This is a genomic window from Herbaspirillum sp. RTI4, assembly GCF_034313965.1.
In the GTDB taxonomy this organism is placed as follows: domain Bacteria; phylum Pseudomonadota; class Gammaproteobacteria; order Burkholderiales; family Burkholderiaceae_D; genus Herbaspirillum.
Window position 1 is genome coordinate 453845 of record NZ_JAVIWQ010000002.1, and the last position, 12503, is coordinate 466347.

11 protein-coding genes are annotated in these 12503 nt (G+C 59.4%); 8 read left to right on the forward strand and 3 right to left on the reverse strand.

Annotated features, from left to right (window positions below; translation table 11 throughout):
• Positions 1-44: 44 nt before the first annotated feature.
• From RGU70_RS02215 to RGU70_RS02255, 8 genes are all read left to right on the forward strand, one after another.
• Entirely contained in the window at positions 45-209 is a 165-nt protein-coding gene (locus tag RGU70_RS02215) for a hypothetical protein (protein ID WP_322207782.1), read from the forward strand.
• A 440-nt stretch (positions 210-649) separates the two neighbouring features.
• A complete protein-coding gene (gene kdpF, locus RGU70_RS02225; protein ID WP_322207784.1) occupies positions 650-739 on the forward strand; it encodes a K(+)-transporting ATPase subunit F in 90 nt (29 codons plus the stop codon).
• Position 740: 1 nt separating this feature from the next.
• Entirely contained in the window at positions 741-2546 is a 1806-nt protein-coding gene (gene kdpA, locus RGU70_RS02230) for a potassium-transporting ATPase subunit KdpA (protein WP_322207785.1), read from the forward strand.
• A 13-nt stretch (positions 2547-2559) separates the two neighbouring features.
• Positions 2560-4665, forward strand: a complete 2106-nt coding sequence (kdpB, locus tag RGU70_RS02235; protein WP_322207786.1) for a potassium-transporting ATPase subunit KdpB — start codon at positions 2560-2562, stop codon at positions 4663-4665.
• A 9-nt stretch (positions 4666-4674) separates the two neighbouring features.
• Positions 4675-5247, forward strand: a complete 573-nt coding sequence (kdpC, locus tag RGU70_RS02240) for a potassium-transporting ATPase subunit KdpC (RefSeq protein WP_322207787.1) — start codon at positions 4675-4677, stop codon at positions 5245-5247.
• Positions 5248-5370: 123 nt separating this feature from the next.
• Entirely contained in the window at positions 5371-8115 is a 2745-nt protein-coding gene (locus RGU70_RS02245; RefSeq protein WP_322207788.1) for a DUF4118 domain-containing protein, read from the forward strand.
• Positions 8116-8154: 39 nt separating this feature from the next.
• A complete protein-coding gene (kdpE, locus tag RGU70_RS02250; protein WP_322207789.1) occupies positions 8155-8856 on the forward strand; it encodes a two-component system response regulator KdpE in 702 nt (233 codons plus the stop codon).
• Positions 8857-8920: 64 nt separating this feature from the next.
• Positions 8921-9610: a UPF0149 family protein gene (locus RGU70_RS02255; protein ID WP_322207790.1), complete on the forward strand. Its 690-nt coding sequence runs from the start codon at positions 8921-8923 to the stop codon at positions 9608-9610.
• A 23-nt stretch (positions 9611-9633) separates the two neighbouring features.
• Here the strand turns inward: RGU70_RS02255 and RGU70_RS02260 are convergent, their stop codons facing one another.
• Genes RGU70_RS02260 through RGU70_RS02270 form a run of 3 tightly spaced genes read right to left on the reverse strand, consistent with a single transcriptional unit; the run spans position 9634 to position 12331 of the window.
• On the reverse strand, positions 9634-10440 hold the full coding sequence (locus RGU70_RS02260) for an ABC transporter ATP-binding protein (protein WP_322207791.1): 807 nt from the start codon (positions 10438-10440) through the stop codon (positions 9634-9636).
• The gene (locus RGU70_RS02265; protein ID WP_322207792.1) at positions 10437-11309 is read right to left on the reverse strand and encodes an ABC transporter permease; all 873 of its coding nucleotides are present in this window, start codon (positions 11307-11309) and stop codon (positions 10437-10439) included. Before RGU70_RS02265 ends, RGU70_RS02260 begins: the two co-directional genes overlap by 4 nt.
• Positions 11309-12331 carry a glycine betaine ABC transporter substrate-binding protein gene (locus tag RGU70_RS02270; protein ID WP_322207793.1) on the reverse strand — a complete coding sequence of 341 codons (1023 nt, stop codon included), beginning with the start codon at positions 12329-12331 and terminating at the stop codon, positions 11309-11311. Before RGU70_RS02270 ends, RGU70_RS02265 begins: the two co-directional genes overlap by 1 nt.
• Positions 12332-12503 lie beyond the last annotated feature (172 nt).

The window sequence follows — 12503 nt, forward strand, 5'->3', positions numbered from 1 at the left end:
CTCTTGCATACTGCGACGCAACATAACTGTATTCAGAGATCACCATGTCCACGCAAACACTTCCGTTGTCCGCACCACATTTCGACAGCAAGACTGCAGCCAATCCAGAAAAAATCGCCGACAAGGCGCCAAAGAGCCTGCTGCAAAGAGCCTTTGAAGCCTGGGTCCGTCCTTACGAAAACGTGACGGACTTTTTGCCACTGGCCTAAATCCACGTCTGTTCGAGCGGCGCACTGAGGTGTGCCGCTTACTGCTCTCTCCTCCCCCGCTACGCCTGAACTTCCCCTGTCATCGCCCACCAGCGATGCCTGTCTTTATCTACCTCTGTCAGTGCCACTGACGGTGCCACTGACAGCATCCCCGTCTGTCAATCGCCTCACGCCCTCCCTCGTATTTCACCCCGCTCGCCCACCCGTTTTCCCGGCGCGACATCCCCTCCTCGCCTGCCCTCCACCGCACTGCATTTTTACGTCCCGTTTACCTTCGCACCTCATTTCTTTACAAAATTTTTAGCCCCTGCTCGCTACACTTTCCTCATTCAAACCCTCGTCGAGGAAAACATGGACATGCTTTTTATGGGCGCTATCGGCGTCTTTCTGTTGTTGGTCTGGCTGCTCGCTGCCGGCTGCGAAAAATTGGGGAAACGACCATGAACGCTTTTTACTTGCTCGGCGCACTCGTTGCTGCCGGGCTGCTGGTGTATCTGATCGTCGCGTTACTGAACGCAGAGGAGCTCTGACATGAATTCGCAATCCATCATGCTACTGGTCGCATTCCTGGCCGTTTTGCTGGTACTGGCCTACCCGCTCGGGCTGTATCTGGCAAAGCTCGGTGAAAGCGGCGCGCTGCCCGGCTTGCGCTGGATGAACAAAATCGAAAACGGCATCTACCGCCTCTGCGGCATCGATCCGCAGGCGGCCATGTCGTGGAAAACCTACGCTATCGCTTTACTGGTCTTCAATACGCTGGGCGCACTCACCGTCTACGCCATGCAGCGGATGCAGCAATGGCTGCCGCTCAATCCGCAAGGATTTCCCAACATCAGTCCCGATTCGTCCTTCAACACCGCCGTCAGCTTCGTCAGCAACACCAACTGGCAAGGCTATAGCGGCGAAGCGGCGATGAGCTATCTGACGCAAATGCTGGCGCTGACCGGACAAAATTTCTTTTCCGCCGCCACCGGTATCGCGGTGGCTTTTGCGCTGATTCGCGGGTTTACTTCGCGCTCGGCGCGCACCATCGGTAATTTCTGGGTCGATATCACGCGCTCCACGATCTACCTGCTGCTGCCGCTGTCGGTACTGTTCGCCATCGTCCTGATGGGACAGGGCGTGATCCAGAATTTCTCGGCTTACAAGGAGGTCAGCCTGATCGACGCGGTCACTTACCAGCAGCCTAAAAACGGTCCCGACGGTCAGCCATTGCTCGACGCCAAAGGCGCGCCGGTTCTGGAAACACTGACCACGAAAACGCAAACCATCGCCATGGGCCCGGTCGCCTCGCAGGAAGCGATCAAAATGCTGGGGACCAATGGCGGCGGATTTTTCAACGCCAATTCCGCCCATCCCTTCGAAAACCCCACGCCGCTGTCGAACTTCCTGCAAATGCTGGCTATCTTCCTGATTCCGGCCGGACTCTGTTTTGCCTTCGGCAAAATGGTCGGCGACATGCGACAAGGCTGGGCCGTCATCGGCGCCATGACGGTGATCTTCGTCCTCGCCACCGCACTGGTCATGATCGCTGAACAGCAAAGCCATCCCGGCCTTGCCGCGCTGGGCGTCGATCAGTCAAACAGCCTCTTGCAAGCCGGCGGCAACATGGAAGGCAAGGAAACCCGCTTCGGCATCAGCGCCTCCGCCCTGTTTGCTGCCGTCACTACCGCGGCGTCCTGCGGCGCAGTCAACGCCATGCATGATTCCTTCATGCCGCTCGGCGGCATGGTGCCGCTAGTGTTGATGCAATTCGGCGAAGTGATTTTCGGCGGCGTCGGTTCGGGTCTGTACGGCATGCTGGTCTTCGCCATTCTCGCCGTCTTCATTGCCGGCCTGATGATCGGTCGCACGCCCGAATATCTGGGTAAAAAAATCCAGTCCTTCGACATGAAAATGGTCTCCATCGCCATCCTGGTCACGCCGGTGCTGGTACTGACCGGCACCGCCATCGCGGTGATGCTGGAGCCGGGCAAAGCCGGTATCGCCAATCCGGGTGCGCATGGTTTCTCGGAAATTCTGTACGCCTTCAGCTCGGCCGCCAACAATAACGGCAGCGCTTTCGGTGGGCTGTCGGCCAACACTCCGTTCTACAACATCGCCCTCGCCATTGCCATGTGGTTTGGCCGCTTTGCGCTGATCGTGCCTATCCTGGCCGTGGCCGGATCGCTGGCCGCCAAGCAAAGACTGGAACCCACCGCCGGCACCATGCCGACTCACGGCCCCATGTTCGTGGCGCTGCTGATCGGTACCGTAGTGCTGGTCGGCGTTCTTAACTATGTTCCCGCTCTGGCGCTTGGCCCGGTGGTCGAACATCTGCAACTCTTTACCCGCTAACAGGGAGCCCCTCATGTCTATCGAATCCCCTTCCGGCGTTCCCGGTCTCGCCGTCACGCGCAAAAACAAGTCGCTGTTCGACGCCAGCTTGTTATGGCCCGCCATCATCGATGCCTTCAAAAAACTCGACCCGCGCATTCAATGGCGCAGCCCGGTGATGTTCGTGGTGTACGTCGGCAGCATCCTCACCACGCTGCTGTTCATTCAATCCGTCGTGGGCAAAGGCGAAACCAGCTCCGGCTTCATTTTCGCCACCTCGCTCTGGCTCTGGTTCACGGTGCTGTTTGCCAACTTTGCCGAAGCCGTGGCGGAAGGCCGCAGCAAGGCGCAAGCGGCTTCCCTGCGCGGACTCAAACAAAGCTCGCAAGCGAAGAAACTGGCCTCGCCCCAAGACCGTACTCAATGGACATCCGTCCCCGCCACTGCGCTGCTCAAAGGCGATTGCTACCTGGTGCAAAGCGGTGACGTGATCCCCGCCGACGGCGACGTCATCGAAGGCGTGGCCTCGGTCGATGAAAGCGCGATTACTGGCGAATCCGCACCGGTCATCCGCGAATCGGGGGGCGATTTCAGTTCCGTCACCGGCGGTACCCGCGTGCTGTCGGACTGGCTGGTGGTACGGGTTGCCGTCAATCCGGGCGAAGCCTTTATCGACCGCATGATCGCCATGGTCGAAAGCGCCAAGCGCAAGAAAACGCCGAACGAAGTGGCGCTGACGATTCTGCTGGTGGCGCTGACCATCGTATTCCTGATCGTCACCGTCACGCTGCTGCCGTTTTCCCTGTTCAGCGTGGCAGCGGCCAAAAGCGGCTCGCCGGTCACCATTACCGTCCTGATCGCCTTATTGGTATGTCTGATTCCGACCACCATCGGCGGCCTGCTGTCAGCCATCGGCGTGGCCGGCATGAGCCGCATGATGCGCGCCAATGTGATCGCCACTTCCGGCCGCGCAGTGGAAGCCGCCGGCGATGTCGACGTGCTGCTGCTCGACAAAACCGGCACCATCACGCTCGGCAATCGTCAGGCATCGGCCTTCGTCCCGGCCTCCGGCGTGACCGAAGCGCAACTGGCTGACGTGGCGCAACTGGCCTCGCTGTCCGATGAAACACCGGAAGGTCGCAGCATCGTGGTACTGGCCAAGCAGTTATTCAATCTGCGCGAACGCGACCTGGCCGGCATGCAGGCCAGCTTCGTCCCCTTCACCGCACAGACCCGCATGAGCGGCGTTGACCTCGACGGTCGTGAAATCCGCAAAGGCTCGTCCGAAGCGATCAAGACCTACGTGCAGACGCTGGGCAAAACCTTCCCGCCCGACATCCTCAGAGCGGTGGACGATGTAGCCCGCCGCGGCAGTACACCGCTGGTGGTGGTGGACGATGGCCGCGTCATGGGTGTGGTCGAACTGAAAGATATCGTCAAGGGCGGCATCAAGGAACGCTTCGCCGAATTGCGCCGCATGGGCATCAAGACCGTGATGATCACCGGCGACAACAAGCTGACTGCCGCTGCCATTGCCGCCGAAGCCGGGGTCGACGATTTTCTGGCCGAAGCCACACCGGAGCAAAAACTCAAGCTGATCCGCGAATATCAGGCGCAAGGCCGCTTGGTCGCCATGACCGGCGACGGCACCAACGATGCGCCGGCGCTGGCGCAGGCCGATGTTGCCGTGGCGATGAACTCCGGCACGCAAGCGGCCAAAGAAGCCGGCAATATGGTCGATCTCGATTCCAACCCGACCAAGCTGCTGGAGATCGTCGAAATCGGCAAACAGATGCTGATGACACGCGGCTCGCTGACCACGTTTTCGATCGCCAACGACATCGCCAAATACTTCGCCATCATCCCGGCCGCCTTCGTCAGCACCTATCCGCAACTGAAGGCGCTCGACATCATGCACCTCACCAGTCCGGCCTCGGCCATCATGTCGGCCGTTATTTTTAACGCGCTGATTATCGTGGTGCTGATTCCGCTGGCGCTGAAAGGCGTGCCTTACCGTGCCGTTGGCGCTGCCCGCCTGCTGCGTCGCAATCTGCTGATTTACGGCCTGGGCGGCATCATCGTTCCCTTCGTCGGCATCAAGCTGATCGACATGCTGCTCGCCACCCTGAACCTGATCTAGGAGATCGCCATGAAATCCATACTGCGTCCCGCCCTTGCCCTGTTTATTCTGCTCAGTCTGATCTGCGGCGTCCTGTATCCGTATGCCGTGGCAGGCATAGGCCGTCTCGCCTTCCCGCAACAAGCCGATGGCAGCATGCTGTCGCACGACGGCAAAGTGCTGGGTTCGCGACTGATCGGCCAATCGTTTTCCTCACCCCAGTATTTCTGGGGCCGGCCATCAGCTACCAGCCCGATGCCCAATAACGCGGCCAGTTCCGGCGGGTCCAATCTGGGTCCGCTGAATCCGGCGCAGATCGATGCCGTCAAGGGTCGCATCGAAGCACTGAAAGCGGCCGATCCTGACAACACCGCCGCCATCCCGGTCGATCTGGTCACGACCTCCGCCAGCGGCCTCGATCCCGACATCAGCCTTGCTGCCGCCTACTATCAGGTGCCGCGCATCGCCCGCGAACGCAAGCTGTCGCCGCAACAAGTGCGGAGCCTGATCGACGCCACCACGCAATCCATGCAGTTCGGCTTTTTCGGCGAAACACGGGTCAATGTGCTGGCCCTCAATCTGGCGCTGGATCGCTTGCTCTGATTGCCCTGATTACTCTGCCTGCCCGCAATCCAGCGCGCAGGCAGACTGCTTCGGCGGGACGAGTGGCAGTGCTACACTCGTCTCGCCACGTCCACCCACCACCGTCCTTCTGATCGGGCATCCATGTCCACCCCCAGCGATCAACGTCCCGATCCCGATAAACTGCTTGCCGACATGCAAGCACGCGAGCGCCGCGCCGCACGCGGCAAGCTGCGCATTTATTTCGGCGCGTCGGCCGGCGTCGGCAAAACCTACGCCATGCTCAGCGCCGGACGCAAGCTGCAAGACGAAGGCACCGAGGTGCTGGTCGGCCTGATTGAAACTCACGGCCGCGTCGAAACGCAGGCATTGGTCGATGGCCTGACCGTCCTGCCGCGCAAGGAAATCGCCTATCGCGGCCAGACCCTCACCGAATTCGATATCGACACCGCCCTGCAACGGCACCCGGCGCTGATCCTGGTCGATGAACTGGCGCATTCCAACGCCCCCGGCTCGCGCCATCCCAAACGCTGGCGCGACATCGAGGAATTGCTGGAAGCCGGCATCGATGTATTCACCACGGTCAACGTGCAGCATCTGGAAAGTCTCAGCGATGTGGTCGGCGGCATTACCGGCATCCGCGTCACCGAGACCGTCCCCGACACCCTGTTCGACGCGGCCGACGAAGTCGTGCTGGTCGATCTGCCCGCCGATGAATTACTCAACCGCCTCAAGGCCGGCAAGGTTTATCAAGCACAGCAGGCACAACGCGCTTCACTGCATTTTTTCCGCAAAGGCAATCTGATTGCCCTGCGCGAACTGGCCTTGCGCCGCACCGCCGACCGCATTGCCGACGACGTGCAGGCTTACCGCGTCGAAAAATCGATTCACGGCGTCTGGAAAACCGACGCCACGCTGCTGGCCTGCATCGGCGCACGCCCCGGCGCAGAACAACTGGTGCGCAGCACAGCGCGTCTGGCCAGTCAGTTGAATGCCTCCTGGCATGCGATTTATATCGAAACGCCGCAACTGCAAAAGCTGTCTTCCGCACGACGCGAACGCATCCTCAAAACACTGAAACTGGCCAGCGACCTCGGCGCGACGACCGCCGTGCTGGCCGATAACGACATTGCGCAGGCCAGCGTGGACTATGCGCGCAGCCAGAATATTTCCCGCGTGGTGGTAGGGCGACCTGCGACCGGCTGGGACTGGCGTGCCACATTGCGCCCTTCGCTGATTAAACGTATCGCTGCCCTCGCACCCGACGTTGACCTGATCGAGCTGGGCCGGATGAGCACCACGGACAAAGAGCCGACGCCACCGGCCGAAAGTCTCATACCGCATACCGCGCATACCCTGCCTTACGCGATACCGCTCCAACGCCGAAGCTCCATGCGCTGCGCCATGGCAGTGGGCGCCAGTCTGCTGACGGCCTTACTGGCAACGCCGCTGTTGCCCTATCTGGATCTGGCCAACATCGTCATGCTGTTCCTGCTCACCGTGGTGCTGGTGGCAGTGCAACTGGGACGCGGCCCGGCCATGATCTCCACCGTCGTGAGCGTAGCCGCCTTCGATTATTTTTTCGTCCCGCCGCGCTTTTCGTTTGCCATTAGCGACCTGCAGTATCTCGTCACATTCGGCGTCATGCTGGCAGTCGGCCTGCTGACCAGCCACCTGACCTCCAACCTGCGTTATCAAGCGCGGGTAGCCTCGCACCGGGAAGCACGTTCACGCGCGCTCTACGAATTCGCCCGCGCCTTGTCGGGCGCACTGCAAACGGATCAAGTGTTCGAACTGACCTGCGCCGTCATCCAGCGCACGGTGCATGCCAAAGCCACGCTGCTACTGCCCGACGCCGACGACCGGCTGCATCCGCCCCCCACAGATGATCACATCGGCGACCTCGATCTCGGCATTGCCCAATGGGCCTTCGACCATGCGCTGCCGGCCGGCATGGGTACCGATACGCTGCCCGGCAGCCGCTTCTTCTATCTGCCGCTGGTCGCCCCGATGCGCACCCGCGGCGTACTGGCGATCGCCCCGGAAAGCCGGCGCTGGATACTGATTCCCGAACAGCGCCAGCAACTCGATACCTTCGCCACGCTGGCGGCGATTGCGCTGGAGCGCGTGCATTACATCGAAGTGGCGCAAGATGCCCTGCTGCGGATGGAGACCGAACGTCTGCGCAATTCGCTGCTGTCGGCGCTGTCGCACGATTTGCGCACGCCGCTGACCTCGCTGGTGGGACTATCGGAATCGCTGGTTCGCGCCAAACCGCCGCTGGCCCCGGCTCAGAGAGAACAGGCGCAGGCCCTGCACGACGAATCGCTGCGCATGAGCAAACTGGTCGGCAATTTACTGGAAATGGCGCGCATCGAAAGCGGCGAAGTCAAACTGAAACTGGAATGGCAACCGTTCGAAGAGGTCGTCGGCAGTGCCTTGCGTGCCAGTAGCTTGCCGCTGGCCGCGCATAAAGTGACGACTCGCTTGCCGCCCGATTTGCCGCTCACCCGTTTCGACGCGATGCTGATCGAACGCGTACTGTGCAATCTGGTCGAAAATGCGGCGAAATACACGCCGCCCGGTTCGCACATCGAGATCGCCGCTGCCGTTGCCGCCCCCGACCTGCTGGTGACGGTCAGCGACGACGGCCCCGGATTACCGAGCGGCCGCGAAGATCGCCTGTTTGAAAAATTCGTGCGCGGCGAGCGCGAATCGGCCACGCCGGGCGTCGGTCTCGGGCTGGCGATCTGCCGCGCTATCGTCGAAGCGCACGGCGGCCACATCCGCGCCGACAATACCGCCGACGGTGGCGCCCGCTTCTGCTTTACACTACCGCTTGGCACACCGCCCGCCTTGCCTGAACCGGAAGACGATACTCTCCCGTAGCAATACAAGAAAATCAAAAAAAGGATTCGCAGCAACACCATGACAGAATCCACACCGATTGCCTTGCTGGTCGAGGACGACCCCCAAATCCGCCGCTTCGTGCGCGCCTCGCTGGAGGAGGACGGCTGGCAGGTATTTGAAGCAGGTACCCTGCACCGCGCCTCCATCGACGCCGCCTCGCGCAAACCGGATCTGATCATTCTCGATCTCGGCCTGCCCGATGGCGACGGAGTGGATTTCATCGTGTCCATACGGCAATGGTCGGCCATGCCGATTATCGTGTTGTCGGCACGCATCACGGAAGAAGACAAGATTCGCGCGCTCGACGCCGGTGCCGACGATTACCTGACCAAGCCCTTCGGCGTCGGCGAATTGCTGGCCCGCGTGCGCGCAGCGCGCCGTCGCCGTTACGAACTCAACATCGCCGTTGACGGCAATATCCACTTCGGCCGCATCAGGATAGACCTGACCATGCGCCGCGTGACCAAAGACGAGGTACTGGTCCATCTCACCCCCACCGAATACCGACTGCTGGCCGTACTGGTAGGCAACGCCGGACGCGTGGTCACGACGCGCCAGCTCATGTTGCAAGTGTGGGGGCCCGGACAGGTGGATAATGCACACTATCTGCGGATTTACATGGGGCATCTGCGGCAGAAACTGGAAGACGATCCCGCGCAGCCGCGCTATCTGCTGACCGAAACTGCCGTGGGCTATCGACTCTATTTGCCCGGCGAATAAGCAATAGGTAATAAGCTGCCTGTTCCGCCATCTCATTACCCATAAAACAAAACACCCTCACTACATGAGCTATTCAAACACCCCACAAGCACTAAGCAACGACGAATTTACACAACTGGCCGAATTTCTCGACGACATCGGCCCGCCAGCGCTGAATCTGGAATCGCTGGACGGCTACTTTGCCGCCCTGATCTGCGGCCCGGAAACAGTGCCACCCAGCGAATATCTGACCGGCGTATGGGGGCCGGACTTCGCTTTTTCGAGCAATGAACAGGCGTCAACAATTCAGGACTTGCTGCTGCGCCACTGGAGCGCCATTGAAAGCGCCTTGCACAGCGCCCGGGACGGTGCCGACGTCCCTTACTCGCCGGTGCTGCTGGTCGCGGCCGACGGCGTCATCCACGGCAACGACTGGGCCAGCGGCTTCATGCGCGGCACGCGCACCCGCCCGGCCAGCTGGCGGCCCTTGTTCGAGATCGATGAATTCGGCGGGCCGCTGCTGCCGATGCTGATATTGATGCACGAACACAATCCCGATCCGGCACTGCGCCCCAATCCGATTGCACCGGACAAGCGCGACAAGCTCCTGCAAACAATGGTCACCGGCCTCGTCCGTGCCTACCGTTACTTTGCGCCGCAACGCCAGCGCGGCAATCACGTCCTGCCAAAAGTCGGCCGCAATGATGTCTGCCCTTGCGGCAGCGGGAAAAAATCCAAGCACTGCTGCGGCGCGCCGATGCAAACGCTGCATTAGGAACGGTCCAGTGGATGAGGGGATCAGGCCGGCTCAGCAACAAGAGACTTGGCCGCCTCCTCGCGCACCACGTGCAAAATATTGCTCTTGAGTCGGCCATAGGCAGGATCAGCAACCAGGTCTTCCACACTGCGTGGACGCTCAAAGGGCACCTGCAATTCTTCGCGAATGCGGCCCGGTTTCGCCGACATGATCAAGACGCGGTCGGCCAGAAACAGCGCCTCATCAATATCGTGGGTCACGAAAAGAATCGTCGTTCGTGTGGTCTGCCAGAGAGAAATCAGCAACTCCTGCATCGCCAAACGCGTCTGCGCATCCAACGCGCCGAATGGCTCATCCATCAACAGAATTTCCGGATTCGGCAACCAGGCCCGCGCCAGAGCAACACGTTGCCGCATCCCGCCCGACAACTGCCAAGGTAAATGATCGGCAAAATCTTGCAGGCCAACTAAACTCAAAAAACGGTCGGCGGCGGACTGATAGAGCGCGGCGGACTGACCCGCCATGCGCGGACCAAACGTGACGTTGTCACGGACAGAAAGCCAGGGGAAAAGCGCGGGCTGTTGAAAAACCATTCCTCGCTGAGGACCGGTTCCGCGAACCGGCACGCCATCGACCAGTACCTCCCCCTGATCCGGCTGATCGAATCCCGCCAGCAGGTTCAGAATGGTTGACTTGCCGCAGCCCGAGGAACCGAGTAAACAAACAAATTCACTTTCTCCCAACGCCAGCGATACATCACTCAACACCTGATTGCCGACGCTATCGGGATTGGGTCCGGGGAAACGCATGTGAACATGGTTCAGTGCAATGCGGGCAGAGGCGCTCATGCATCCTTCCCGGTCCAAGGCACAAATCGTTTTTGCAGCTTCACCAGAATCCAGTCAAAGAAATAGCCGGTCAAACCCAGCAGAACAATCCCCAGCAAAACAATATCGGTGCGAAGATAGCTTCCCGCATTGATCACCATCCACCCCAAGCCTGAAGTCGCCGCCACCATTTCAGCGGCGATGAGTGAAGTCCAGCCAATGCCGATCGACAAACGGACACTGGTGAACAACTCTGGCAAGGCATTGGGAAAGACGACATAGGCGAATTGCTGAAACGGCGTCGCGCCCAATGTCTGCGCCGCCCGAAGCCGGGCCTGACTGACACTCAACACCGCCGCTGCGGCACCGACAACGATGCTGAGGAAGCAGGAAATAAAAATCAGAAAAAACTTCGCGCCCTCCCCGATTCCAAACCAGACAATCACCAGCGGAATCAAGGCAATCTTAGGCAAGGGCCGAAGAAACTGGACGAAAGGATTGAGTACGGCCGCCAAGGTCGGCGACAGCCCGATACCAAGCCCCAGCGGAATGCCGCTCAGGATCGCGGCAACAAACGCGGCCAGAGCGCGCCCGGTGCTGATTAAGAGGTGCTCCCACAGCGGCGTCTGCCGGTATCCCGAAGAGATCAAGTCATTGGCCGTCGCCAGAATGTCGCTAGGCGGCGGCAATAACAAAGGGTCAACCCAGGACAGCGTCCCTGAGAGCTGCCAGATCACCCCGAACAGGGCAACAGAAAAAATACTGATGGAGGGAAACTTCCAACGCCGCCAGTAATTGCTGACGAGCGTTGGTTTTTTTATTTCTGCGGCCTTATTCCCGATCAGTGGCGCTGCAAGGTTTAATTCAGGTTGAACAGACAAAATTGGCATCACTTTCCCGATAAAGCGCGCTGCAAGAAGCCAGTATTAATCGATGCTGCATACGAATCCGGGATGTCGGATTTTCTGATATCGCCGATCTCTGCCAGGAAGTTAGCCGTGTCCTTATACGCCTTTGTGATGCGCGATCCCGATTTGGTTTTTTCATCGCCGATATACGCCACCGTCAATTGCTCCGCGATAGACGGATACTGCAGACCGGACAGTGTGCTGCGGGCTGTTTCAACCGGAATATCCAGATGCTTGGCAATCAATTGCGCCGAAGCTTCCGGGTCCTTTTTATACTGATTCACTTTTTCCTGCGCAACGCGCAAGAACTTGACGACCAGTTCCGGATATTTCTGAGCGAACTCTTTGCGCACGACATAATTGTTAAAGATCAGCACGCCGTCTTTTTGCAGATCGCGTGTGGCAAAAATTTCCTTACCGCCATCGGCCTCCAATTGCTGCGTGAATGGACCCCAGACATAGGCCGCATCAATATCATTGCGCTTCCATGCCGCGACAATCTCCGCCGGCTTCAGCGCCAGCGCCTTGATCTTGCTGCGATCCACTTTTGCCAATTTGATGGCCACTTCAAAAGCATATTGAGAGGTCGAGTTAGCAGGAAAGGCCACCGTTTTTCCTTCTAAATCCTTGAGACTAGCGATTCCTTTACGGGCAATGAGGCGTTCGCTAGTAGCAATAATTTCCGGCACGCCGATCACCTCGACCTGCAAATTACGCGCGATACCGGCAGCGGCAGGACTGGAACCGAAACGCGCAATATCGATCTCTTTTGCCGCAAACAAGGTCAATACATCGCCGCCCGAGGCAAACGGAATCCACTTCACCTTGGCACCAAATGCCTGGTCAAAAGAACCGTCAATCTTGCCGAGTATCCAGACGCGCGGACCGCCTGCGTAAGCAAAGCGAACTTCCGCAGGGACCGCCTCCGCGCGAGCAAAGGAGGACAGGCCGGAAGCAGCCATCAAGGTAACGAGCACCAGTTTTTTTGACCATTTTATAAACATGCGGGTTATCTCTTAAAGTTGAACAATGTGTCCAGCTTAAGGAGGCGCTAGTCACACATCAACGAATATAAAAGTGCTTCCTTATGCGCAGATCAACTTTGCGCATAAAGATTGGGGAGGAATTCAAATGCGGGTGTGATGCGGGTGTAATGCGGCGGGACCGGCTCGGTAC